Raw genomic sequence first — 26,471 nt, forward strand, 5'->3', positions numbered from 1 at the left:
ATTCATGATTTTTTAGCTGCTATTTTATACTTTCTTTTTCGTATTCGTCGATATGATCAAATTCTGGATAATGTTTTCTTTGTTTTGACCACATTAAATAAATGGCAGGGATTACAAAAAGTGTTAAAGCAAGAGAAAAAATGGTTCCTCCAACAATTACAACTCCCATACCAATTCTACTTGTAGAAGCTGCTCCAAGTGACATTGCAATTGGTAGTGCTCCTAAAGCAATTGCTAAACTGGTCATTAAAATTGGTCGCAAACGAGCTTCTGAAGCTTCTAAAATTGCTTCTAATTTTGGCTTGCCTTGTTCTCGAAGCTGATTCGCAAATTCGACAATCAAAATACCATTTTTAGTTACCAATCCAATAAGCATAACGGTTCCAATCTGGCTAAATATATTCCATGTCTGATTGAAAAGCCATAGTGAAAATAAAGCCCCAGCAACGGCCATTGGTACAGTTAAAATAATAATGAACGGATCAATAAAACTTTCAAATTGTGCTGCTAAAATTAAAAAGATTAATAGCAATGCTAATCCAAAAGCGAAAGATGTATTTGAACTACTTTCTACGAAATCTCTTGATTCTCCAGCTAAATCAGTTGTGAAACTTTCATCTAAAACTTTCGCTTTAATTCGGTTCATTTCTTCAATTCCGTCCCCCATACTTTTTCCAGGAGCTAAACCAGCAGAAACAGTAGCCGACATATATCTGTTATTATGGTATAATTGAGGCGGATTACTTTGTTCTTCAACATTTACCACGTTGTCCATCTGGATCAGTTCGCCTTTGTTGTTTTTAACGAACATCGAAGTTAAATCTAATGGTTTAGAACGGTCTTTTTGATCAAATTGACCGATTACCTGATATTGTTTTCCATTTTTTATGAAATAACCAAAACGCTGTCCGCTTAATGAAAGCTGCAATGTTTGAGCGATATCTAAAATAGAAATTCCTAAACTTTCTGCTTTTTCACGATTGATGGTAACATTAATTTCAGGTTTGTTAAATTTTAAGTTTACATCGGTTGTCGAAAACACATCGCTTTTACCAACTTCTTCCATAAATAATGGAATTTTTTCTCTTAATTTTTCAAAATTTGGAGCTTGAATAATATACTGAATCGGTAATCCTCCACGTCTGTTTACAGCAATAGTTGGTTGTTGGATAACGGCAGTTTTAGCTTCGGGATATCTTTTAGTCCATTTTGTCAATTTATCAGCAATATCTTTTTGCGAAGTTTTACGTTCATCTGGTTCTTTCAATGAAAGTCTGATGAAACCTGTATTTGTTGCCGAAGCACCAAAACCTGGCGCTGTAATAACCAAACTCACTTTTTTGTCCGGAATAGAGTCATCAACTAATTTTGAGATTTCCTGCATAAAGCGATCTGTATATTCGTATGAAGAACCTTCAGGAGTTGTCATTCGCATTGTTACAGAACTTCTGTCGTCAAGCGGAGCAGTTTCTTTTGGAAGAATTGTAAAAAACAAATAAATCAATCCAAAACAAACGATTAGAATCGGGAAACTGATCCATTTTTTATCCATGAATTTTGAAAGCGATTCGGCATAACTGCGGTTCATCTTTTCAAAAAATGGCTCGGTTTTAATATAGAATTTTGATTTTTTCTGCTCGCCTCCTTTCATTAAATAAGCATTTAGCATTGGCGTAAGCGTTAAAGATACAAATGCAGAAATTAATACTGCTGCACCAATTACAACTCCGAATTCCCTAAAGAGTCGACCTACGAAACCTTCTAAGAAAATTACAGGAAGGAATACCGCAGCAAGTGTAACAGAAATCGAAATTACAGCATAGAAAATCTCATTTGAACCTTTGATAGCAGCTTCAATTGGAGACATTCCTTCTTCCACTTTTTTGAAGATATTTTCGGTAACAACTATACCGTCATCTACCACCAAACCAGTTGCTAATACAATTGCTAATAAAGTCAATACGTTGATCGAGAATCCAAAAAGCCACATAATGAAGAATGTAGCAATCAATGAAACTGGAATATCAATTAAAGGCCTAAATGCAATCGCCCAGTCTCTAAAGAAAAGGTAAATAATAATGATTACCAAAATAATTGAAATTCCCAGCGTTTCAGCAACTTCAAGAACTGATTTTTTTACGAAAACAGTATTGTCAAGTGCAATATTAAGTTTGATATCTTTTGGAAGATCTTTTTTTAAGGCTTCATATTTTTTGTAGAATTCTGCCGAAATATCTAAATAGTTTGCACCAGGCATTGGAACAATTGCTAAACCAATCATTGGCAACCCGGATTGACTTAATTTTGTTTCGATATTTTCCGGTCCTAATTCAGCTCCGCCAATATCGCTGAAACGAACAATCTTATCTCCATCGGTACGAATAATAATATTGTTGAATTCTTCCGGTTTAGATAAATTTCCAATTGTTTTAACTGTTAATTCAGTATTGTTTCCTGTCAGTTTTCCTGATGGAAGTTCAACGTTTTGGGCATTTAATGCACTGCGGACTTCAGCAACTGTACAGCCATATGCCGCAAGTTTTGCCGGATCAATCCACAAACGCATTGCGTAGCGTTTTTGTCCCCAAATTTGCACACCACTCACTCCTGGAATAGTTTCTAAACGTTGTGAGATTACGTTTTCGGCATAATCGCTTAGTTCAAGTGAATTTCGTGAATCACTTTGTACTGTCATCGAAATGATAGCATCACTATCCGCATCGGCTTTTGATACAACTGGAGGTGCGTCAATATCCTGAGGTAAACTTCTGATAGCTTGTGAAACTTTGTCACGAACGTCATTTGCCGCTTCTTCTAAGTCTTTATCTAAATTAAATTCGATTGTAATATTACTGCTTCCCTGATTACTTGACGAAGTAATATTTCTAATTCCGTCAATAGCATTTACAGCTTTTTCAAGAGGTTCTGTAATTTGCGATTCAATAATGTCTGAATTGGCTCCGGTGTAATTTGTTCTAATCGAAACTTGCGCCGGGTCAATAGAAGGAAATTCACGAACACCCAAAAAGGTATAACCAATGAAACCGAACAGAATAATCAAAAGATTCAGTACAATCGTTAAAACGGGTCTTCTTATACTAGTGGTTGATAAACTCATATATGCTTTATGATTTTAGATTTATCTTAAAATCTATAATTATATTATTTAATTGATTTTGGATTTCTTGTTTGTTAATTTGAAATCCAAACTCTGAAATCTAAAATTATTTTACTATAACTTTAATTGGTGCTTCATTTTTTAAAGACATTACACCGCTTGTTACCAGAGTATCACCAGCTTTTAGTCCAGATAAAATTAAGATTGAGGAATCTGTACGAGTAGTTGCTTCAACCATAACTTCTTTGGCTTTTCCCATATCTGAGATGTAAACTTTTTTTCCGCTTTGAACAGGAACAATAGCTTCAGACGGAACTACAATAGCATCTTTAATAATGTTTAAAGGAAGTTTTACGTCTGCAAATGTTCCTGGGAATAGTTTTCCGTCAATATTATCTGCAATAGCGCGAATTTGTAAAGTTCTTGTTGCTACAGCGATTTCTGGTTCTATTGCATATATTTTAGCATTGTAAACTTTGTCTGAGCCAGAAACGGTGAAGTCAATGTTCGATCCATTATTTACTTGTGTAGCATATTTTTCAGGAATAGAAAAAGTGATTTTCAATTTTCCAGTGTTTACTAATTTCGCTACTAAAATTGTTGGTGTAATGTAAGTTCCCGGAGAAATATTACGCAAACCAATTTTTCCTGAAAAAGGAGCTTTTACTGAAGTTTTTGAAATTTGCGCTTTTATTAATTGTGTTTGTGCTTTTGCTGAAGCGTAATCTGCGTTGGCTACATCAAATTCTTCCTGACTGATAGCTTCTTTTTGAAGCAGTAATTTTGCTCTTCTTTCGTTTTCACCCGCTAAACCTTCTCTGGTTTGTGCCTGACGAAGCTGAGCTCTTAGTTCAATATCATTAACTTTGAAAAGTACTTGACCCTTATTAACAAAGCTTCCCTCATTGAAGTAAATGCCTTCAACAATTCCCGAAACTTCGCTTCTGATTTCAATTTGTTCATTTGCCTCAATTGATCCTGACAAAGATAAATTGTTATCAAAAGTGGCTGTTTTTACAACAATACCAGTAACAGTTGTTGGCTTGTCTTTGTCACCAGACTTTTTTGATTCGTCATTTTTGCTTTTATTGGACATTACTCTGTAAGCAATGAATCCTCCTAAAACAATAATAATCAAGGCATAAATTAGGTTTTTTACTTTCATAAATTAAAGTGATATGTTTTTTTGGGTTTTTGTTTTTGTAGCTAACAAATTTAACTTTTTGATGCGAAAACGAAAGAGCTTGCTCTTAATTTAACATTTGTATGTACAAGTTTTTACTTAGCTGCGTGGTTTAGACTGTTTTTCTTTACAATGGTTTAACGCTGTTGAGAAAAAATATCATTTTTTATTGTCAAAATTAGCTTTTAATCTGAACTTTTGGTTTTTATCTAAAAACAATAAATTTAAAAGTAAGTTTTTACTTGTAAAAAAAGTAAAAACACGTGGAAATAATTAAGGAAAAAACGTACAATGTTTTTTTTGAATGTATTTTATCCGAATTATTTTGTGCTTTATCGATTTTATTTGTAACATTGATAAGGTTAAACAAAACGACGTTAGTTTAATGTAAATTGTATCGTTTTTTTGCTTATAACATTGATAAATGTAGGTTTTTTATTTGTTGAGAGTTGATTTTTTAGCATTAGGGAATTTTAAAATTAACAACTGTTTATATTTTTAATTCAAAATCTATTTATTTATGAAGAGAAAACTACTTCTTGGTTTATGGCTTTCTTTGCTTTTTGCCGCTATTTCGGTTTTGTTTTGGAAAAATGAATTTCAGTACAGTCTTCCCACACCCATCCCAAAAGATTATCTTGCTGTCGCACCAGGAACTAAAATTGATTTGAAATGTTGTACAATGGATCACAAACCTGTTTTTATCCATTTTTTTAATCCGGAATGTCCTTGTTCCCGGTTTAATGTTCCTCATGTAAACGAACTGATAAAAAAATATGGCGACCACGTTAATTTTAAAATCGTAGTCATTAATAATGAAAAGAGCGTAAGCATTGAAGAAATCCAGAAGAAATTTGATGCTAAGATTCCTGTTTATTTTGATCGGGAAATTGCAAAAAGTGTCGGCGTTTTCTCTACACCGCAGGCCGCATTAATTGATAGTTCACAAAAATTATATTTTCGGGGTAATTACAATAAAACAAGATATTGTACCGATTCCGAAACTAATTATGCCCAGCAGGCAATAGAATCTTTATTAAAACAGACAAATGCCCCATCATTTGATGCTTTGGCACTAAGAGCGTACGGATGTTCATTACCAAAATGCACTAAATAAATCTAACTCCTTAATTACCTAATTTATGAAAAGAAAAGCTAGTTTGAATGAGCAGGATTACCTGCACAGTTTTATGTCTACAATGACAGAAAAATCGGATACAATTATTAATTATGTTCTTGCGGTCTATTTTCTTCTTGGTATCGCCTTATCTTTTAAATATGACACTTGGGAGATTGGAGCAGGAGTAGGAACACTGAACTTACTGGCTTATTATTCGGCTAAATTTTTTCTCAAAAACTCTAAGTTTTATCAATATGTGCTTTCAGTTGTACTGGCCATTTTTATGGCGCAATACATTTACCAAATGCATGGTTTGTTTGAAATGCATTTTACCGTTTTTGTGGCGAGTACAATTTTGATTATTTATCAAAACTGGAAATTACAAATACCTCTGACTCTTTTGGTTATAATACATCACGGTGCTTTAGCTTATCTTCAAAATTATGTATATAACGATGCAAATGGCTTGCAAATTTATTTTTCGCAAGTGAATTTTGATATGGAAACTTTTTTAGTGCATGTTGTATTAGCGGGCGCTGTGTTTTTCATGAACGGATATTGGGCCTATTATTTTAAAGCGCATAGTCAAAATCACATTTCAAAAATCTCTGATGAATATGAATTGGAAAACATCAAATTGGCTTCTGCAAAATTCAGTTCTATGTCGGCTACTAAAGAGTATAATGATTTTATTCACAAAACAACTTTAGATTTAAAAATGCCTGTAAGTTCGGTTTTGAAGCTAATTGATGTTTCGAAAGGACATACTGATAACGATCAGCTTTTAAATTATCTGGAAATGATGAAAGAAAGCGCTAAAAAGATTGACGATCTTGTGAATGATATTCATTTTAAGTCAGTTAGTGGAAAAACAAATCCAAATCATTAACTCAATTTTAATACTACCCACAACAATGTAAACAGATACTAATTTTAAATGCAGAATTTATGGATACCAGAATTACCCGCCCAACGCCATCAGAGAGAGAAGTTGATTGGAATAAAAATAAAATATTACTTAGCAAAACGGACACAAAGGGAACTATTTTATATGCCAATGAAGATTTTATTGACGTATCAGGCTATGATGAATTTGAACTGATTGGACAAGCTCATAATATTATTCGCCATCCCGATATGCCCAAAGTAATTTTCAAATTTTTGTGGGATAGTATCAAATCGAATAAGAATATTCATGCCATCATCAAGAATATGGCAAAAACGGGCAGATACTACTGGGTAATTACAGATTTTAAAATTATAGCCGATTCCGATGGGCAAATCGTAGGTTATTTTGGAACTCGAAAATCTGTTCCAGAAGATATTATAGTCAAATTTATTGAGCCTTTGTATAAAAAGCTTTTGCAAATTGAAGAAGCCAGCGGCATGTTGGCATCTGAAGAATATTTGATTGGTTTTCTGGAAGAGCGCAAAAAAACATATATGGAATATATTGACCATCTTATAGCAACAGGAAAAGATGACAAAAATAAAGTAAGCAAAGGTTTGTTTAGCGGCCTTTTTGAAAAAAAAGAAACTCCTAAAAAATAAGTTTGAAATTCAAAAAACTTTGCTGTATCAATCAAAATATTCAATCTTAAATTTGTCCCCCAACAAATCTAGTCACCAAGAAAAACGAATAGAATATTTTAAAGTTTGATGCAGTGAAGTTTTTTAAGCTACTAAGGATTTAAGAGGCTAAGTTGCTAAGTTTTTTAGGTTCAAAGTGAATTAAAATATTAATCAAATTCTAATGCAATCCTGAGTAAAGTTGATAGCTAAGGGAAAAACTTAGAACCTTAGAACCTTAGTACCTTAGAATCTTAGTATCTTAACTAAGAAATATAATTCCAAATATTCTTCTTTTTTGTCAACTCAATAAAAACAGCTTTTAGAACGGCATGTTCTGGTTTTTGCAGTGCGCTGTCTTCTTTTAGAATTTTCATTGCATAGTTTCGGGCCAAAGATAAAATATCTCGATCTTTTACAATATCAGCAATTTGCAGATTCAAAACACCACTTTGTTGAGTTCCCATTAGATCACCAGGGCCACGAAGTTTAAGATCTACTTCTGCAATTTCAAAACCGTCATTTGTGCCTACCATAGTTTCCATGCGAGTTTTGCTATCGGTACTGAGTTTATGGCTCGTCATTAAAATACAATAACTTTGTTCGGCACCGCGACCAACTCGTCCTCGTAATTGATGCAATTGTGATAATCCAAAACGCTCTGCACTTTCAATAATCATAACACTGGCATTCGGTACGTTAACCCCAACTTCAATAACAGTTGTTGCAACCATTATATTGGTTTTTCCTTCAGAAAATCGTTTCATTTCAGCATCTTTATCTGCTGGTTTCATTTTTCCGTGAAGTATCGAAATCGAATATTGTGGCAGCGGAAAATCTCTCGAAATACTTTCGTAACCGTCCATTAAATCTTTGTAATCCATTTTTTCAGATTCCTGAATCAAAGGGTAAACAATATAAATTTGCCTTCCCAGAGCAATTTCATCACGAAGAAATTTCCAGACCTTTAATCGGTTTGTATCGTATCTGTGAACGGTCTGAATAGGTTTTCTGCCCGGCGGTAATTCGTCAATCACAGAAATATCTAAATCTCCATATAAACTCATCGCCAAAGTTCTCGGAATTGGTGTCGCCGTCATGACCAGAACATGTGGCGGAATATCATTTTTCTTCCACAATTTTGAACGTTGCTCCACACCAAAACGATGCTGCTCATCAATAACAGCCAAACCTAGATTTTTAAACTGAACTTTGTCTTCTAATAAAGCGTGCGTTCCAATTAAAATTTGCAGGGTTCCGTTTTCCAGTTCTTCATGAATAATTTTTCTTTCAGAAGTTTTAGTTGAACCCGTCAATATGCGAATATTGATATTTAAGGTATTTGCAAATGCCGATAATCCTATGAAATGTTGATTGGCCAAGATTTCTGTTGGTGCCATTAAACAAGCCTGAAAACCATTGTCAATTGCTAAAAGCATACTCATAAAGGCAACAATTGTTTTTCCGGAACCAACGTCACCCTGAAGTAAACGGTTCATTTGAGCGTTGCTTCCCATGTCAGTTCGGATTTCCTTGATCACTCTTTTTTGAGCGCCAGTCAAGTCAAAAGGCAAGTGATTTTGATAAAAGTCATTAAATAATTCACCAACTTTAGAAAACGGATGTCCTTTTATTTTATGCTTTCTAATTAAGTTTTTGGTAATTAATTGAAGCTGAATAAAAAACAATTCCTCAAATTTTAATCGGAATTGGGCTTTCGCCAAAATATCAGTGCTTTTTGGAAAATGTATATTAAATAAGGCCGCTCTTTTCGGAATTAATTTCAATTCCTCGATTAAATAAGGAGGAAAAGTTTCGGTAAACAAAGCCTGAGTTTCGATAAACAATTGTTCCATCAGTTTATTGATGGTTCTGTTGGAAATTCCACGGTTGGCAAGTGTTTCTGTAGAAGGATAAACCGGCTGCATGGCTGAGCGAAGACTTCTTTCGTGCTCTGTCAAGAGTTCAATTTCCGGATGTGCCATACTGAATTGGCTTCCGTATAAAGAACATTTTCCAAAAATTACTAAAGTTTCATTCAGTTTCAAACTCTCACGAATCCATTTATGCCCTTGAAACCAGTTTAGTTCAATTTGCCCTGTATCATCCACAAAACTGGCAACCAGACGTTTTTTGTTTTTGGCAAATTCAACTGTTTTGATATTGATTATTTTTCCAATAATCTGAACTTCTGTTCCTGTATTCTGAAGTTCATTAATTTTATAATAACGGGTTCTGTCAATGTATCGATTCGGAAAAAAGTTGACTAAATCTCCATATTTATGAATTCCCAATTCCTTACGAAGCAATTGACCGCGACTCGGGCCAACACCTTTTAAGTATTCGATTGGGGTTTCAAGAAGATTGTTAGACATTAGAAAATTTAGATTTTATTGACTCAAGAAAAAAGAATCAAGAATCAAGAAAAAGACAAATTATATTCTATTTTCTTTCTTCTTGATTCTTTTTTCTTTAAAAAGCGAAGATAGATTTTAATTAGGAATTTTGAAAATTGATTTATTCGAAATCAAACATATAATAATATCTTTGGAGTATAAATTACAAAAAAGATGAAAACTCACTTAGCACTTTTACGCGGTATCAATGTTTCTGGACATAATATGATGAAAATGGAAGCTTTGAAAACAATGTTGGAAAACATCGGATTTCAAAATATCAGAACGTATCTGCAATCTGGAAATGTTTTTGTTGATAGCGAAGAAGAAGCCTCAAAAGTTGGTTTCATGATAAAACAGGAAATTTTTAAGGTTTTTGGACATGAAGTTCCTGTAATTGTCATTGCAAAAGAAGATTTAGAACTGTGTTTTAAAAACAGTCCGTATTTAAAAGAAAAAGATTTAGACACCAAAAAGCTTTATGTTGCTTTTGTTTCGACTGTTTTGAAAAGTGAAAATATAAATGATCTAAAAATCAGTCAGTTTAAGCCAGACGAAGCAACTATTGACGGCAACAGAATTTTCATCAAATACGCCGTTGGTGCCGGAAAAACTAGGCTTGAAGGTAAATATATTGAAAAAAAACTAAATGTTATTGTAACAATTCGAAACTGGAATACGGTAACTAATTTGCTGGCAATGTATAGTGAATAAAAGAAAAACCGGCACGAATTCACAAATTTATCTTTTTGCTTGTTAAATGAAAATTCGTGAATTCGTGGTGGTTTTTATACTGTTTTATTTAGGTATCAAATCACAATACCAAAAACCATAATCAAAAGCAGTTTCGTCATTTGTATCGCAAGCTGTGTTTGAAGAATCTTCAGTTTTTGGCTTTTCATATTTACGATAAACAATTTCACCGATTTCAAAATCTATAGGTTTGGAAAAAATTGGCCCGTCGAAAGCAAAAGTGTGAAATTCGCCGTTTTCTCCGCAGACATCCACATTTTCTGGCAAATCATTTATAAAATCCTGATCGATAATTCGGCCGACAAAACTTTTATCGAGATAACGTTCATTTACACAAACCACAATAGTTTTAAATCCAAATGAGATAAATTCCTGAATCAAATCGTGTGATGGAATTTTCCAAATTGGAAAAACGCCTTCAAAATCCAATTTTGCCAATTGATCTTCTCTATATTTGCGTAAATCTTCTAAGAATATATCACCAAAAACAGAATGAGAAATACCTTGTCCTTTTAATTCGGTTAAGGCTTTTGTCATTACATTTTCATAAACTTCCATTGTTGGCATTTCAGGAATTTGCAAAATTTTCAATGGAATTCCGATGCTTTTTGCTTGCGCCTCTAATAATTCAACACGAACGCCGTGCATCGAAATTCGCTGGAATTGCTGATTCACGCTCGTAACTAAGCATTCGATTTTATATGCAGAATTTTGTAGAATTTTATATAAGGCAAGAGCAGAATCTTTTCCGCTGCTCCAGTTGAATAAGGCTTTTTTAGGTGTAGACACGATTTGGAATTTTAAATGGTAAACTTACAAATTTCATTCTATTTGTTGGCGAAACCTTTGTAACTTTGGGATTTTGGTATAAAATCAAATTTTTAATGAAATACATTTTTCTCCTTATAACTTCCTTTGCGTTTGCACAACAAACTCAATTTGTTGATTTTAAAACCGCTTCCGGACAATTAACTTTAAATGCCAAAGAAAAATCAATTTCTGGTATTGTCGATTATGGTTTTACGATTTTAAAACCGATTGACACTATAAAAATTGATGCTAAAAACATGGAATTTTCCAAAGTGCAGATTGACAACAAAGATGTTGTTTTCGTTAATTCAGGCAAGCAATTACAGATCATTGGAAATTTTCAAAAAGGAGACAATCATTTGACTTTTGAATATACAGCAAAACCAAAACAAGCTTTGTATTTTATTGATATTGAAGGCAAAGAAGTTCAAATCTGGACACAAGGTCAGGGCAGATATACAAGTAATTGGTTTCCGAGTTTTGATGATGTCAATGAAAAAGTGATTTTTAACTTAGGAATAACTTATGATACAGCATATCAGGTTGTTTCGAACGGAATTTTAAAAGAAAAATCACAAAACGGAAATTCATATCATTGGCAATATGAAATGAAAAAACCAATGAGTTCTTATGTGCTGATGCTTGCTATTGGAAAATATGATAAAAAAAGTTTTAAATCGAAATCAAATGTTCCGCTTGAATATTATTTAGAAAATAAAGATGTTTCACGTTTTGAACCGACATTTCGATATTCAAAACGCATTTTTGATTTTCTAGAAAAAGAAATTGGTGTTCCATATCCGTGGGAGATTTATAGAGAAATTCCGGTTCGGGATTTTTTGTATGCAGGAATGGAAAACACAACTTCAACACTTTTAGCAACGCGATATGTTGTGGATTCAATTGGATTTGTTGATCGTAATTACACAAATGTCGATGCTCACGAGTTAGCACATCATTGGTTTGGCGATTTAATTACGGCCGAAAGTAGTAAACATCACTGGCTTCAAGAGGGTTTTGCGACCTATTATGCAGCTTTGGCGGAGCGTGATATTTTTGGTGATGACTATTTTTATTCTAAACTCTATGATACTGCCCAGCAAATAAAATTTGCATCAAGAACCGATTCAATTCCGGTTTTGAATCCAAAAGCAAGTTCACTTACTTTTTACGAAAAAGGAGCTTGGGCACTTTTTGTCCTCCATGAATCGATTGGTGATAAAGCATTTAAAAAAGCGATAAAAAGCTATTTAAAAAAATATGCATATCAAACAGTAAATACGGAAGATTTCTTTAACGAAATTAAAAAAGTATCTAATTTTGACTTGGATAAATTCCAAAAAATCTGGCTGGAATCGACTGTTTTTGATACCCCCATTGCGAATACTTTGTTGAGTAAAAATAAATCTATTCAGGTTAGACTTGAAGTTGATAAATTGAAGAAAACACCATTGGCAGAAAAGAAAGATTTTTTCATTAAAACTATAAATTCAGATGTTTATCATGCGGTAAAAGAAGCGATTATTGATCAATTAGAAAATGAGAAATATGAATCAAAAAAAGAATTCTTGGTTTTGGCCATGAAAACAAATCATATTCAGATTCGTCAAACAGTCGCTGAAAGCTTAACTAAAATTCCAGAAGATTTTAGAGCCGAGTATGAAACTTTGTTAGACGATAAATCATATCAAACACAAGAAATAGCGCTGTATTGGTTATGGAGAAATTTTCCAGAACATAGAAATGAATATTTAGATAAATCAAAAAACTGGATCGGTTTTAACGACTATAATCTTCGCACAATGTGGCTTTCTTTGGCTTTATCTACACCAAATTATGCATCAAATCCAGATGAACTTGTTACTGAATTAATTGATTTTTCTTCAACTAAATATGAGGCAACAACTCGACAAAATGCACTCGAAAAACTGATCGCTTTTAAAATTATCAACGATCAGGTTCTGAGTAATTTAGTTGCTTCAACTACGCATCATATGTGGCAGTTTTCAAAATTTGGAAGAGATACAATAAGATTGTTATTAAAAAATTCCGATATGCGTGCGTCGTTTGAAAGAATTTTGCCTAATTTGACCCCCGATGAACAATTTCAATTGAACCGTCTATTGAAAGAGTAAAAAAGAGAAGAGAATATAGAGTATAGAAGCAAGAAGAAAGAGGAAAGATTTCTTTATTTAAAGAAAGTCTTTGTTCTTGCTTCTTTAACCTATTCTCTAAAAAAATAAAACCTACAATACCACATATGAGAGCATTAGTTATTTCTGGCGGCGGAAGTAAAGGCGCCTTTGCCGGAGGAGTTGCGCAGTATTTAATCGAAGAAAAAAATCATGAATATGATTTGTTTTTGGGCACTTCTACCGGAAGCTTGCTGATTCCGCATTTAGCTTTAGGACATATTAAAAAAATTCATTCGGTTTATACTAATGTTACGATGGCAAGTATTTTTAATATTTGTCCGTTTGTGGTTAAAAATAAAGAAGGTGTTGATATTGTAACAATTAATCATTTCAACGTATTGCGTCAGTTTTTTAAAGGAAAAAGGACTTTTGGAGAGAGTAAAGGCTTGAAAAAATATATTCGAAATAACTTTTCATTATCTGATTTCAATAAGCTAAAAAAACTAAAAACAGATGTTATTATCACGGTAACCAATTTCACCAAAAACGAGTCAGAATATAAATCGGTGAAAGATTGTAGTTATGAAGAATTTATAGAATGGTCTTGGATTTCAAGTAATTATGTTCCGTTTATGAGTTTGGTGGAGAAAAACAATTACGAATATGGTGACGGAGGATTCTCGAGTTTGGTCCCAATTCGTGAAGCAATTAATCGCGGAGCTACTGAAATTGATGTGATTATTTTAGAAACTGAAGTAAATATGGATAAAACGGTTATTGGCAAAAATCCATTTTCACTGATGATTGACTTGTTCCGAATTGCTTTGGATCAGGTTGAAAAACATGATATTGCTATAGGAAAACTTATGGCAAACAACAAGAATGTCAAACTTAACTTATATTACACGCCAACAAAACTTACTGATAATGCTTTGATTTTTAATAAAGAAGTAATGAAAGAATGGTGGGAACAAGGATATGAGTATGCTCAGAATAAATCGGAAGTTATGAGTGATAATAGATGATTATAGATTTTAGAATTCAGATTTTAGATTTATCTTTTACAATCTAAAATCTGAATTCTAAAATCTAAAATATTTTTCTACCAAAGTTCAGCAACTTCATTTTTTATATACCCTAAAGCAGCGTTACTAGGAGATTGTTTTTCTAGTAAATCATTTAAAATTACTTCACGCAATTTATCGGCATTTTCTACTTTGTCGCTCATTGCAGCTTTGCGAATTATTTGAATTGTAGCATTTTTTGCCGTTGTAATAATCGTCCAGCACTCGTCAGACATGTAAATCTGTTGCGTTAAATTGTGTTCAAATTCCTGCTCAATCTGATCGATTATGTAGTTTTCGTAATCGTGTTTATTTTGTGAAATTGGTGCAATTCGAATTAATAATTTGGTCAAGTTTATACGCTCCAAAAATAACGTCATACGCTCATACGCCTGTAAACGTATTGGTAGTGATTGTTTTTGATAATCTCTATTTAATAAAAAAGCACGCTTTTTATCATTGTTTTTAATATGCAGTTCAAAAAAACTGTAGGCAACAAATCCTGTAACAATTGCAGGAAGTGTATAACTGGCTAATTCTATAATTCTTGTAAAATCCATTTGGGTTAAATTTTTTAGCAAAAATATACTTTTTGAGGAGAAATCCGTTTTAAATTTTCGGTAATAAACAAAACGGAAAACTTACTTTTGTAGCTGTTTTTTAAATTCTACACAATTTTACTTTTAATGGATTCATACATAATACTTTTTCTTTGCTTAGCCGCATTTGCTGCAGGTTTTATTGATGCAATTGTTGGCGGCGGCGGCTTAATCCAAACTCCAATGGGATTAATTTTATTGCCTAATTTGCCTGTTTCTACGGTAATTGGTTCTTTGAAAATTCCCGCTTTTAGCGGAACTGCATTTGCTGCTTTTCAGTATTTAAAAAAAGTAGTTATTCAATGGAAATTATTAATCATAATGATGTGTTTGGCAGTTCCATCGGCATTTTTGGGTTCTACGATTTTGACAATGGTAAGCAACGATTTTATGAAACCGCTTTTGCTTGTAGTCTTGTCGTTGTTGTTTGTTTATACCTATGCAAAGAAGAATTTTGGTCAGCATGAAGCCAAAGAACATTCGGAAACAACTCAAATTATTTATGCAGTTGTAATTAGTATGATCGTTGGTTTTTATGACGGATTTATCGGGCCAGGGACTGGAAGTTTTTTTGTAGTTGCCTTTATTGCACTTTTGGGTTTTGATTTTCTTCACGCTTCCGCGAATGCTAAAATGGTAAACCTGGCAACGAATTTCGGTTCGATTTGCTTGTTTATGATTAAAGGAAAAATAATCTGGTCAATCGCGATTCCGATGGCAATTAGCAACGGACTTGGAGGTTGGCTTGGTGCAAAATTAGCAATCAACAAAGGAAATGGTTTTATTAGGATTTTCTTTTTGGTTGTTGTTGTCGGTACTTTAATTCGATTTGCTTATGATGTGTTTTTAAATAAGTTACTAAGGTTCTGAGATGCTGAGGCACTAAGGTTGTAAGGTTTTTGGAAAAGATTATCTGTAAATAATTTGTATTTGTAAATTATAAAACTATTAAGATTATAAAAATGGATGAATGTGTAGAAAGTTTTGAAGATTGTAATAATGAATTTTCGGAAGAAACGTTATTTCAACAACTTCAAAAAAGTGAAGACGATATTAAAGCGGGTAGAACTATTTCTTTTTCAGAATTTAGAGAAAAGCTTCAGATGCTTTATGGAGTCTAATTGAGTTTTTTCCAAATATTTAAAGAAAGCCAATTGTTTGAACTTAGCCCCGATTGAGGCGGTATCCTCGCATCCCGATGGCTATCGGGAGGAGAGATATAGCCGAAAGCGGGAAACCTGTTCAATAAAATGCCTATTGTTTGGCTTCAAAAAAAAACTTAGCATCTCAGTAGCTTAGCATCTTAGGAACTTTCTTTTTTAATTCTTATTTTTGCATATAAAGGAGATAAATTACATGCAGAAATATATTGACCAGCTCAACGAAGCGCAGAGAGCGCCTGTTTTAAAGAAAGACGGGCCAATGATTATTATTGCTGGTGCAGGTTCGGGAAAAACCCGTGTTTTAACAATTAGAATTGCTTATTTGATGGCTCAGGGAGTTGATGCCTTCAATATTTTGTCGCTGACTTTTACCAATAAAGCGGCTCGTGAAATGAAGCACAGGATTTCGGATATTGTGGGAGCATCTGAGGCTAAAAATCTTTGGATGGGAACTTTTCACTCGATTTTTGCGCGTATTCTTCGTGCAGAATCGGATCATTTAGGTTATCCTTCCAATTTTACTATTTATGATTCTCAGGATTCGGCCAGATTGATTTCTTCAATTATTAAAGAAATGCAGCTGGATCGTGATATCTATAAACCAAAACAAATTTTAGGACGTATATCAAGTTATAAAAACAGCTTGATTACGGTTAAAGCTTATTTTAATAATCCGGAATTGGTTGAAGCCGACGCAATGGCAAAAAGACCAAGATTAGGAGAAATTTACCAGCAATATGTAGAGCGCTGTTTTAAAGCCGGTGCGATGGATTTTGATGATTTATTGCTAAAAACCAATGAGTTATTAACTCGTTTTCCAGAGGTTTTGGCTAAATACCAAGATCGTTTCCGTTATATTTTGGTTGATGAGTACCAAGATACAAATCACTCTCAATATTTGATTGTTAGAGCTTTATCAGACAGATTTCAGAATATTTGTGTAGTTGGTGATGATGCACAGAGTATTTATGCGTTTCGTGGAGCGAACATCAATAATATTTTGAATTTCCAAAAAGATTATGAAGGTGTAGTAATGTTTCGTTTGGAACAGAATTATCGTTCGACACGAAATATTGTAGAAGCGGCAAATACGGTAATGGAGCATAATAAAACCAAATTGGATAAAGTGGTTTGGACCGCAAATGAATTTGGGCCAAGAATTAAAGTCCACCGAAGTTTGACAGATGCAGAAGAAGGGCGTTTTGTTGCAAGTACAATTTTTGAGCAGAAAATGCAGAATCAATTGCATAATGGCGCTTTTGCCATTTTGTATCGTACAAATGCACAATCGCGTGCGATGGAAGACGCTTTAAGAAAACGTGATATTCCCTACCGAATTTATGGTGGCTTGTCATTTTATCAGCGTAAAGAAATTAAAGATGTTTTGTGTTATTTGCGCTTGGTTTTGAATCCAAAAGATGAAGAAGCTTTGATTCGTGTTATCAATTATCCGGCACGTGGAATTGGAGATACAACGGTAGAAAAACTAACTATTGCAGCAAATCATTACAAACGTTCGATTTGGGAAGTAATGGTGAATATTGATAAAATCGACTTGAAACTGAATGCCGGAACCAAAAACAAATTGAAAGATTTTGTTACGATGATTCAGAGTTTTCAGGTTATTGATCAGAATCAGGATGCTTTTTATATCACAGATCATGTTGCAAAGAAAACGGGTTTGGTTCAGGAATTAAAAAAAGATGCTACTCCGGAAGGAATGGCAAAAATTCAGAATATCGAAGAACTTTTAAATGGTATTAAAGATTTTACTGAAGGTCAAAGAGAAATTGATGGAGCAAGAGGTGCGCTTTCTGAATTTATGGAAGATGTAGCTTTGGCAACAGATTTGGATAAAGATACAAATGATGAAGATCGTGTAGCTTTGATGACGATTCACTTAGCAAAAGGACTTGAGTTCCCACATGTTTTTGTTGTTGGAATGGAAGAAGATTTGTTTCCGAGTGCTATGAGTATGAGTACAAGAAGTGAATTAGAAGAAGAACGTCGTTTATTTTACGTAGCTTTAACTCGTGCTGAACATCAGGCGTATTTGACTTATGCACAGTCGCGTTACCGTTGGGGAAAATTGACAGATAGTGAACCATCTCGTTTTATTGAAGAAATTGATGGTCAATATTTAGAATATTTAACTCCGTCTGAAAGCAATTATCGTTATAAATCACCAATTGACGGTGATATTTTTGGAGACGTAGATAAGTCTAAATTAAGATTGGCAAAACCAGTAGGAGGAACGCCGCCAAAACATATTACCGATAATAATCCGAAACCGGATTTGAATATCAGAAAACTAAAGCCAGTTGGAGGAACAAATCCAAATGCCGGTGCTCCAAATTTATTTGATAGTAAATTAACGGTTGGTAATGTTGTAATGCACGAACGTTTTGGAAAAGGAGAAGTGATTAATCTGGAAGGTGTTGGCGCTGACAAAAAAGCTGAAATTAAATTTGAAGTTGGCGGAATTAAGAAATTGTTGTTAAGATTTGCGAAATTAGATGTTGTAGGGTAAAAGAACAAAGAACAAAGAATCAAGAAAATAGATTGATATTAAATATGCTCGACAAAGCGTTTTCAAAAAAGCTTAATTTTATTGAAATTTACCAGTTATTTGGTGGAATTGTTGGTATACTTCTAACGATTTATTTGTTTTTTACAACGAATCCTGAAAAATATCAAGATCCATTTTTTATTCCTTTAATCCTTCCTTTTGTTTTTTTTGGTTTTTCTATTTATTCGGCATGGTTATTAAATAAGAAAAAATATTTGAGAGGATTAAATTTCGTTATCATTTCATTATTTTTACAAATGATTGCGTTCGAGTTTTATGGCGTATATTATACATCTGTAAATGGAATTGCTATAAACTTTACTTTGGATCTTACAAATGATACTTTTGCCGGATTTGATTTTCAACCATCGCAATTTTTTTTAACATTGAATGCAAGCGATGAAGCTTTTCGTTTTAAGTTGAATTTATTTGCTTTTGGAATGTTGTTCTTTGTGTCTAAAACTTTAAAAGAATTAAAGAGTAGTCTTTATTCTATTGTCTAAAATCTTTCTTCTAAAAAATGGCTGAATTCATAAAAATATATCCAGATAAACCTAGTGAAGCTGCAATTGCAAAAGTTGTTAAAGTGCTTCAGAATGGAGGATTGGTAATTTATCCGACAGATACTGTTTATGGTTTAGGTTGCGATATTACCAATTCGAGGGCTTTAGAAAAAATTGCAAAGATTAAGGGCGTTAAATTAGAGAAAGCAAATTTTTCATTTATTTGTCATGATTTGAGCAATTTATCAGATTATGTACGTCAGATTGATACGTCGACTTTCAAAATTTTGAAAAGAGCTTTACCAGGTCCGTACACCTTTATTTTACCAGGAAACAATAATTTGCCAAAAGAGTTTAAAAAGAAAACTACTGTTGGTATTCGTGTTCCTGATAATAATATTATTTTAGAAATTGTTCGTCAATTAGGGAATCCTGTTGTTTCGACTTCTATTCGTGATGAAGATGATGTAATTGAATATACAACAGATCCAGAATTGATTTTTGAAAAATGGCAAAACCTTGTAGATTTGGTAATTGATGGTGGTTATGGCGACAATGTAGGTTCGACAATTATAGATTTATCAGATTATGAGCCAGTTATCGTGAGAGAAGGGAAAGGTGATATTGATATTTTGTAAGAAAAGAAATAGATTGATTTGGATAATACAAAAAGGTTTGGTTAATTAGTAGTGAATTAATCAAACCTTTTGGCTTTAATGAAAAAACTACTTACTCTTTTATTTTTGTTTTCTGCGGTCACTATATTTTCGCAACAGAATCTTAAAGGTAAAATTACAGGGAAAGATAATATTCCGTTAGAAGGAGTAAATGTTTACTATGATGGCACAACAATTTCAACAGTTTCAGACGCTGATGGAAAATTTTCTATCAAGTATGAACCTAATGCTAATAATGTTTTAGTGATTAGTTTAATGGGATATCAGACGGAATATCTGTCGGGATTAGATGTCTCTAAGCCATTAAATATTGTGATGAAGATTTCGGAAAATGAGCTTAAAGAAGTTGTTGTTAATAATAACAATCAGTTTACAAGAGCTCAGAAATTAAAGTTGTTTAGAGAATATTTTTTAGGAACAACTAGTAATGCAAAATCGGCTATTATTAAAAATGAAGATGATATTAAATTTAATTATGATAAAAAGAATTTACTTTTTACAGCCTCTTCAGATAAACCTTTGGTGATTATAAATCCGGCCTTAGGATATAAAATTGATTTTGAATTAGTAATTTTTGAAGTTTCTTTTAATAGATTTAGTATTAATTCATTAGACGCGGTTAAGAATTTTTACGGTGGTATGAGTCGATTTGAAGAAATTGATAATAGCACTAAAGTCTTAAAAAAACGAGAAAAAACATTCCAGGGATCTCAAATTCAGTTTTTCAGAAATTTAGCAAATACGGATTGGGAAGCGAAGAAGTTTTTATTGTTTAAAGGTAAATATAATCAGGATCCAACTAAATGCTTCAAAATAACTAAAGAAGGCGATTTTGCAAAAGTAGAATTAATTGACCAGGATAAAGGAGAAAACACAAATCTAAACTCAAAAAATATTGTAACCTATAATCTTATCTTTGATAAAAAGGAAGCATCGAGGATTACTTTTGAAACAGATAGTTTTTATATTTATAAGTATGGAAATAATTCAAATATTCAAGACATACTTTTTTCAGGGAAAATTTCGGAAAAAAGAGTTGGAGATATGTTACCTTTAAATTATGGGATAGAATAATTGTAATATTGAAAACGGCAATATGGTATATTTGTAAAAAAAAACTGAAATTGCGTAAATGTTAAAAAATAATCACTAACTTTATTATAGTTAAAATTTAGTTAGTTGATTAAAAATAATGCTATTCTTAATTTATATTTAATTGGTTATTAAAAAAATTAAGGATACATAAAAGCAGGTCGTAAGACCTGCTTTTTCTGTTTTTATGATATGTAAAACAGGATTATTTAGCTTGTTTTTTCATTTCTTTTTCAATCATATCATAGAACTGATCGATTTTTGGCATAACCACAATACGAGTTCTTCTGTTACGAGCTTTGTTGTCTGGAGTATCATTTGCAACTAATGGTACATATGAACTTCTACCAGCTGCAATTAATTTTGCAGGGTTAACTCCAAGGTCATTTGTTAATACACGAACGATAGATGTAGAACGTTTAACGCTTAAATCCCAGTTGTCTAACAAAACTCCGTTGCTTTTGTAAGGAACGTCATCTGTGTGTCCTTCAACCATACATTCAAAATCAGGTTTGTCGTTTACAACTTTAGCAACTTTAGCTAAAACAGATTTTGCTTTGTCGCTTACGTCATAACTTCCGCTTTTGAATAATAATTTATCAGCGATAGAAATAAATACAACTCCTTTTTCAACATTGATTTCGATATCTGGATCGTTGATTCCAACTGCTCCTTTTAAACTTGTAACTAATGCTAAAGTTACACTGTCTTTTTTCGTAAGAGCATCTTGAAGTCTTGAGATTTTCAAATCTTTCTCTTTTAAGCTTTCCAATGATTTTTCTAGGTTTTCAGCTCCTTTAGTAGTTAAAACAGTTAAATCTTTAGAACTGTTGATTAAGTCTTGATTATGTTGTTTTAAACCGTCAACTGTAGCAGCTAAACCAGCTTTTTCTTCTAAACAAGAATTTAATTTCACAGTACAAGAGTTTAATAAATCTTGTGTCTCTTTGTTCTTAGCTTCAAGTGCAGCGTATTGCTTTTTCGATACACACGAAGTTAAGGCCATTAATACTGATAGTGCGATAACTATTTTTCTCATAGGTATTATATTTAATTAAACGTTGATTACAAATTTAGTTTTTAATATTTTGATTACTGTTAAAGATTTCTTTAAAAACCAGTAATTTATTTATGTAATACAGGTAAACGATACTTTTTACGGTATAGTATTGCTGTATTTGAAAATCTTTTCGCTTTTTAAGATACTTTAAAGATAGGCAATAAAAAGAGAAATGTGCTTTCAAAATAGCAAAAGTATGGCTAAATTTCCCTTGTGTAAGAAAACGGATACCCGCTATTCCGTCTAAAATCATTCTGAAAAAGATCACAAAGAATAAACCTTTCTTTGGTAAATTTTTCACAAGCATCAATAATGAATTCCTGAAATTCAAAAATGTTTTTCGTGGATTTCCTTGTTGTAAAGTTGCCCCTCCAACATGGTAAACAGTAGATTGCGAATTGTATTTTATAATATGGCCTTCATTTGCGGCACGCCAGCACAAATCAATCTCCTCCTGATGCGCAAAGAAGCTTTCATCAAAACCTCCCAACTCATCATAAACTTCTTTTCGGATAAAGAAACATGCGCCTGACGCCCAAAATAATTCACAATTGTCGTTGTATTGGCCATTATCTTTTTCAACAGTATCAAAAATGCGTCCGCGACAAAAAGGAAAACCATATTTGTCAATAAATCCGCCGGCACCGCCTGCATATTCAAAATATTCTTTGTTTTTAAAATCAAGAATTTTTGGCTGAATAATGGCAGTTTGTTTTTCAGATTCAAAAGTTTCAAGTATTGGCTTTAACCAATTTTGAGTTACTTCAATGTCTGAATTGACTAGTGCATAAATCTCGGCATCAATATGTTTTAAAGCATCATTATAACCTTTTGCAAAGCCATAATTGCCTTCGTTTTTTACAATTTTGATTATCGGGAAATTTTGTTTTACGAAGTTAATTGAATCGTCTGTTGAAGCATTATCTGCTACATAAATAGTGGCTCCATTTGAAAATTGAACAACTGAGGGCAAAAATTGTTCTAATAATTTTACTCCGTTCCAATTTAAAATGACAATTGCTATTTTATCCAAAGGTAAATATGTATTTGTATTTGTTTTTGTATTATTTATTTGCTTCGTAATCTGGAAGGCTTCTTAAAAAATGATATTTTTCATTTTCAAAATCCATTTGACAATAAAAATGGCTTAGCCCGTTTGTGACATTCAAAAATCGTGCCTGCATTGTCATATTATAACGAGCAATTTGATCAAAAGTTGCCTGAGAAATTTTTACTTCAGGAGCTTTACATTCTACTAGTATATGTATAGAACCGTCAGAATTAAAAACAACAACATCATATCGTTTTCTTAATCCGTTGACTCTTAAAACCTTCTCGACATTTATTAATGATTTGGGATATTTTTTTTCATGTAATAGATAATGAACAACGTGCTGGCGAACCCATTCTTCTGGGGTAAGAATGATAAATTTTTTTCTGATTTCATCAAAAATAGACACTTTATTTTCGCTATTTTTGAATCGAAAACTATAAGTTGGAAAATTTAATTGCTGCATAAAGCAAATATAATTTGAAAATTGGTCAATTTGAAAATTAGTCAATTATTTATTTTTTGATTTAAACTGAAAACTGGCACTAAATACTGAAAACTTAATTTAATGGACGAAGTTGTAAAAATTGTCAATGACATCAAGGCAGGAAATATAAGGCCAATTTATTTTTTGATGGGGGAAGAACCTTATTATATCGATAAGTTATCTGAATATATTGAGGAAAATGTGCTTGCAGAAGAAGAGAAAGGTTTTAACCAGACTGTTTTATATGGAAGAGATGTTTCTATAGAAGATATTGTTTCAACGGCCAAGCGCTATCCTATGATGGCTGACCGTCAGGTTGTTATTGTGAAAGAGGCTCAGGATTTGTCCAGGAATATTGATAAATTAGAAGCCTATGCCAATAATCCAATGGAAACTACAGTTTTGGTTTTTTGCTACAAATACAAAACGCTAGACAAACGTAAAAAAGTTACCAAAGTATTGGCGCAAAATGGTTTAGTTTACGAAAGCAAAAAACTTTACGAAAATCAGGTTGGCGATTGGATAAAACGTATTTTGGCGGGAAAAAAATATACGATTGATCCAAAAGCAAATGCAATGCTTGTCGAGTTCCTTGGAACTGATTTAAGCAAAATCAATAATGAGCTTGAAAAATTACAAATTATTTTGCCACAAGGCACAATGATTACGGCTGAGCATATTGAGGAAAATATTGGCTTCAGTAAAGATTACAATGTTTTTGAATTACGAAAAGCAATTGGAGAACGCAATCAGTTGAAAGCGTATAAAATTGCAGAGAATTTTGCTCACAACCCAAAAGAATATCCTTTAGTTATGACGACAGGATTGATATTTGGATTTTTTGTACAACTCTTGAAATACCATGGACTTAAAGATAAAAATCCAAAAAATGTTGCGGCTGCAATTGGTGTAAACCCGTATTTTTTAAAAGAATATGATTTGGCCGTGAAGAATTACCCGATGCGAAAAGTAAGCCAGATAGTTGGAGCGTTGCGCGATATTGACGTAAAGAGCAAAGGTGTTGGTGCAAATGCGCTTCCACAATCTGATTTGCTAAAAGAAATGCTGTATAAAATATTTAATTAAGCCGTAATAATTCACGATATTTGCCTTTCTAAAAAATAATCAGATTAAAATAATTACACAATTATGGGAATGAATAAAAATACCATTTTAGGATGGGCTACTTTAATAATGGTACTTATGGGATTGTTACTTATAGGTTTAGGAATTTTTAGATACAGTGATGTTTCTGGCTGGGGTTTTGCTGCCGTTGGAGTTGGTTTTTTTGCTAATGCTTGGGTATTCAATGCTTTGAAAGGCAGAGTTTAATCTGTTTTAACTGAAATAGAGATTATAATAAAAACAATATAAATTAAAATAAAACAAATGTCAGACGATAAGAAAGTAATTTTCTCAATGCAAAAATTGAGTAAAACCTATCAGGGAGCAGATAAACCTGTTCTTAAAAACATTTATCTAAGTTTCTTTTACGGAGCTAAAATTGGTATTTTAGGTCTTAATGGTTCTGGAAAATCTTCTCTTTTAAAAATTATTGCAGGAGTTGATAAAAATTATCAGGGAGATGTAGTTTTTCAGCCTGGCTATACAGTAGGATATTTAGAGCAAGAACCAATTCTTGATGATTCTAAGACAGTAATCGAAATTGTTCGTGAAGGAGCAGCTGAAACTATGGCTGTTCTAGAAGAATACAACCAAATTAATGATTTATTCGGTCTTGAAGAGAACTACTCAGATCCAGATAAAATGGATAAATTGATGGACCGTCAGGCAGCATTGCAAGATAAAATTGATGCGCTTGGTGCTTGGGAAATCGATACGAAATTAGAAATCGCAATGGATGCATTACGTACGCCAGAGGGTGATACGCCAATTAAAAACCTTTCGGGAGGTGAGCGCCGTCGTGTAGCTTTATGTCGTTTGTTATTACAACAACCTGATGTATTGCTTCTTGATGAGCCTACCAACCACCTTGATGCTGAGTCAGTTCTTTGGTTAGAGCAACATTTAGCACAATATTCAGGAACTGTAATTGCTGTAACACACGATAGATATTTCTTAGATAATGTTGCTGGTTGGATTCTCGAGTTGGATAGAGGAGAAGGTATTCCATGGAAAGGTAACTATTCTTCTTGGTTAGATCAAAAATCAAACCGTATGGCTCAGGAAGAAAAAGTAGCTTCTAAACGTAGAAAAACGTTAGAACGTGAGTTGGAGTGGGTTCGTCAAGGTGCTAAAGGTCGTCAGACCAAGCAAAAAGCACGTTTACAGAACTACGACAAATTATTAAATGAAGACCAAAAACAATTGGACGAAAACTTGGAAATCTATATTCCAAATGGTCCACGTTTAGGTACGAATGTTATTGAAGCCAAAAATGTTGCAAAAGCATTCGGTGAAAAATTATTATATGATAATTTGAATTTTACTTTGCCACAAGCCGGAATTGTTGGAATTATTGGACCTAACGGTGCTGGTAAATCTACTATTTTTAAAATGATTATGGGCGAGCAAGCTACTGATAGTGGAGAATTTTTAGTTGGTGAAACTGTAAAAATCGCTTATGTAGATCAGTCTCACTCTAATATAGATCCAAATAAATCGATTTGGGAAAATTTCGCTGACGGTCAGGAATTAATTATGATGGGCGGAAAGCAAGTGAACTCTAGAGCTTATTTATCACGTTTCAACTTTGGTGGCGGTGAGCAAAATAAAAAGGTGTCTATGCTTTCAGGTGGAGAACGTAACCGTTTGCACTTAGCAATGACTTTGAAAGAAGAAGGAAACGTGCTTTTACTGGACGAGCCTACGAATGACCTTGATGTAAATACACTTCGTGCACTTGAAGAAGGTTTGGAAAATTTCGCAGGTTGTGCAGTTATTATTTCGCACGATAGATGGTTCTTAGATAGAATTTGTACGCACATTCTAGCTTTTGAAGGAGATTCTGAAGTTTATTTCTTTGAAGGAAGTTTCTCTGATTACGAAGAAAATAAAAAGAAACGTCTTGGTGGTGATTTAACTCCAAAACGTTTGAAATACAGAAAATTGATTAGATAATAAAAATCTGATAAATAAAAAAATCCCAAATTCAATTAATA

The 26,471-nt window shown here is 33.0% G+C and carries 23 protein-coding genes; 15 read left to right on the forward strand and 8 right to left on the reverse strand.

Annotated features, from left to right (window positions below):
* Positions 1–19: 19 nt before the first annotated feature.
* Positions 20–3,118, reverse strand: coding sequence for an efflux RND transporter permease subunit (locus ACWA1B_RS13555; RefSeq protein ID WP_456907727.1), 3,099 nt, complete (start codon positions 3,116–3,118; stop codon positions 20–22).
* 106 nt (positions 3,119–3,224) lie between these two features.
* Positions 3,225–4,283, reverse strand: a complete 1,059-nt coding sequence (locus ACWA1B_RS13560) for an efflux RND transporter periplasmic adaptor subunit (RefSeq protein ID WP_456907729.1) — start codon at positions 4,281–4,283, stop codon at positions 3,225–3,227.
* Positions 4,284–4,821: 538 nt separating this feature from the next.
* Here ACWA1B_RS13560 and ACWA1B_RS13565 point away from each other — a divergent pair.
* The 3 genes from ACWA1B_RS13565 to ACWA1B_RS13575 are packed head-to-tail and all read left to right on the forward strand — an operon-like array spanning position 4,822 to position 6,972.
* Positions 4,822–5,418 (forward strand): DUF6436 domain-containing protein, encoded by a 597-nt coding sequence (locus ACWA1B_RS13565; RefSeq protein ID WP_456907731.1) that lies wholly within the window; start codon positions 4,822–4,824, stop codon positions 5,416–5,418.
* Positions 5,419–5,443: 25 nt separating this feature from the next.
* Positions 5,444–6,310 carry a hypothetical protein gene (locus ACWA1B_RS13570; protein ID WP_456907733.1) on the forward strand — a complete coding sequence of 289 codons (867 nt, stop codon included), beginning with the start codon at positions 5,444–5,446 and terminating at the stop codon, positions 6,308–6,310.
* A 59-nt stretch (positions 6,311–6,369) separates the two neighbouring features.
* Positions 6,370–6,972, forward strand: coding sequence for a PAS domain-containing protein (locus tag ACWA1B_RS13575; RefSeq protein WP_456907735.1), 603 nt, complete (start codon positions 6,370–6,372; stop codon positions 6,970–6,972).
* A 284-nt stretch (positions 6,973–7,256) separates the two neighbouring features.
* Here the strand turns inward: ACWA1B_RS13575 and recG are convergent, their stop codons facing one another.
* Positions 7,257–9,365 (reverse strand): ATP-dependent DNA helicase RecG, encoded by a 2,109-nt coding sequence (gene recG / locus ACWA1B_RS13580; RefSeq protein ID WP_426485172.1) that lies wholly within the window; start codon positions 9,363–9,365, stop codon positions 7,257–7,259.
* Positions 9,366–9,560: 195 nt separating this feature from the next.
* On the opposite strand from recG, the gene ACWA1B_RS13585 reads away from it, so the two are divergent.
* The gene (locus tag ACWA1B_RS13585; protein ID WP_456907737.1) at positions 9,561–10,100 is read left to right on the forward strand and encodes a DUF1697 domain-containing protein; all 540 of its coding nucleotides are present in this window, start codon (positions 9,561–9,563) and stop codon (positions 10,098–10,100) included.
* Positions 10,101–10,184: 84 nt separating this feature from the next.
* Here ACWA1B_RS13585 and ACWA1B_RS13590 read toward each other — a convergent pair whose 3' ends face one another.
* Positions 10,185–10,928, reverse strand: coding sequence for a Dph6-related ATP pyrophosphatase (locus ACWA1B_RS13590; protein WP_456907739.1), 744 nt, complete (start codon positions 10,926–10,928; stop codon positions 10,185–10,187).
* Positions 10,929–11,023: 95 nt separating this feature from the next.
* Between ACWA1B_RS13590 and ACWA1B_RS13595 the strand changes: the two genes are divergently transcribed.
* Both ACWA1B_RS13595 and ACWA1B_RS13600 read left to right on the forward strand, forming a co-directional pair.
* Positions 11,024–13,084 (forward strand): M1 family metallopeptidase, encoded by a 2,061-nt coding sequence (locus ACWA1B_RS13595; RefSeq protein ID WP_456907741.1) that lies wholly within the window; start codon positions 11,024–11,026, stop codon positions 13,082–13,084.
* Between the two features lie 125 nt (positions 13,085–13,209).
* The gene (locus ACWA1B_RS13600) at positions 13,210–14,109 is read left to right on the forward strand and encodes a patatin-like phospholipase family protein (protein WP_426485165.1); all 900 of its coding nucleotides are present in this window, start codon (positions 13,210–13,212) and stop codon (positions 14,107–14,109) included.
* Between the two features lie 77 nt (positions 14,110–14,186).
* On the opposite strand, the gene ACWA1B_RS13605 is transcribed toward ACWA1B_RS13600, so the two are convergent.
* On the reverse strand, positions 14,187–14,708 hold the full coding sequence (locus ACWA1B_RS13605; protein WP_456907743.1) for a DUF7935 family protein: 522 nt from the start codon (positions 14,706–14,708) through the stop codon (positions 14,187–14,189).
* A gap of 126 nt (positions 14,709–14,834) precedes the next feature.
* Here ACWA1B_RS13605 and ACWA1B_RS13610 point away from each other — a divergent pair, with 126 nt between their 5' ends.
* The 6 genes from ACWA1B_RS13610 (at position 14,835) to ACWA1B_RS13635 (ending at position 20,733) form a co-directional block, all read left to right on the forward strand.
* Entirely contained in the window at positions 14,835–15,617 is a 783-nt protein-coding gene (locus ACWA1B_RS13610; RefSeq protein ID WP_456907745.1) for a sulfite exporter TauE/SafE family protein, read from the forward strand.
* 92 nt (positions 15,618–15,709) lie between these two features.
* Positions 15,710–15,868 (forward strand): hypothetical protein, encoded by a 159-nt coding sequence (locus tag ACWA1B_RS13615; RefSeq protein WP_456907747.1) that lies wholly within the window; start codon positions 15,710–15,712, stop codon positions 15,866–15,868.
* Between the two features lie 235 nt (positions 15,869–16,103).
* A complete protein-coding gene (locus tag ACWA1B_RS13620; RefSeq protein WP_426485162.1) occupies positions 16,104–18,440 on the forward strand; it encodes an ATP-dependent helicase in 2,337 nt (778 codons plus the stop codon).
* Positions 18,441–18,484: 44 nt separating this feature from the next.
* Positions 18,485–18,982, forward strand: a complete 498-nt coding sequence (locus tag ACWA1B_RS13625; protein WP_456907750.1) for a hypothetical protein — start codon at positions 18,485–18,487, stop codon at positions 18,980–18,982.
* 17 nt (positions 18,983–18,999) lie between these two features.
* Positions 19,000–19,620, forward strand: a complete 621-nt coding sequence (locus ACWA1B_RS13630; RefSeq protein ID WP_035643919.1) for an L-threonylcarbamoyladenylate synthase — start codon at positions 19,000–19,002, stop codon at positions 19,618–19,620.
* Between the two features lie 78 nt (positions 19,621–19,698).
* Positions 19,699–20,733 (forward strand): carboxypeptidase-like regulatory domain-containing protein, encoded by a 1,035-nt coding sequence (locus ACWA1B_RS13635; RefSeq protein ID WP_456907752.1) that lies wholly within the window; start codon positions 19,699–19,701, stop codon positions 20,731–20,733.
* Between the two features lie 223 nt (positions 20,734–20,956).
* On the opposite strand, the gene ACWA1B_RS13640 is transcribed toward ACWA1B_RS13635, so the two are convergent.
* The 3 genes from ACWA1B_RS13640 to ACWA1B_RS13650 are packed head-to-tail and all read right to left on the reverse strand — an operon-like array spanning position 20,957 to position 23,328.
* Positions 20,957–21,790, reverse strand: a complete 834-nt coding sequence (locus ACWA1B_RS13640; RefSeq protein WP_456907754.1) for an OmpA/MotB family protein — start codon at positions 21,788–21,790, stop codon at positions 20,957–20,959.
* A 34-nt stretch (positions 21,791–21,824) separates the two neighbouring features.
* Positions 21,825–22,844 (reverse strand): glycosyltransferase family 2 protein, encoded by a 1,020-nt coding sequence (locus tag ACWA1B_RS13645; protein WP_456907756.1) that lies wholly within the window; start codon positions 22,842–22,844, stop codon positions 21,825–21,827.
* Positions 22,845–22,875: 31 nt separating this feature from the next.
* On the reverse strand, positions 22,876–23,328 hold the full coding sequence (locus tag ACWA1B_RS13650; protein ID WP_456907758.1) for a type I restriction enzyme HsdR N-terminal domain-containing protein: 453 nt from the start codon (positions 23,326–23,328) through the stop codon (positions 22,876–22,878).
* A 102-nt stretch (positions 23,329–23,430) separates the two neighbouring features.
* Between ACWA1B_RS13650 and holA the strand changes: the two genes are divergently transcribed.
* The 3 genes from holA to ettA all read left to right on the forward strand — a co-directional run bounded on the left by holA (position 23,431) and on the right by ettA (position 26,430).
* Positions 23,431–24,435, forward strand: a complete 1,005-nt coding sequence (gene holA / locus ACWA1B_RS13655; RefSeq protein ID WP_456907760.1) for a DNA polymerase III subunit delta — start codon at positions 23,431–23,433, stop codon at positions 24,433–24,435.
* 63 nt (positions 24,436–24,498) lie between these two features.
* Positions 24,499–24,681 carry a CAL67264 family membrane protein gene (locus tag ACWA1B_RS13660; protein WP_035643908.1) on the forward strand — a complete coding sequence of 61 codons (183 nt, stop codon included), beginning with the start codon at positions 24,499–24,501 and terminating at the stop codon, positions 24,679–24,681.
* A gap of 57 nt (positions 24,682–24,738) precedes the next feature.
* Positions 24,739–26,430: an energy-dependent translational throttle protein EttA gene (gene ettA / locus ACWA1B_RS13665; RefSeq protein ID WP_456907763.1), complete on the forward strand. Its 1,692-nt coding sequence runs from the start codon at positions 24,739–24,741 to the stop codon at positions 26,428–26,430.
* Positions 26,431–26,471 lie beyond the last annotated feature (41 nt).

It is taken from the genome of Flavobacterium xizangense (genome assembly GCF_054075145.1).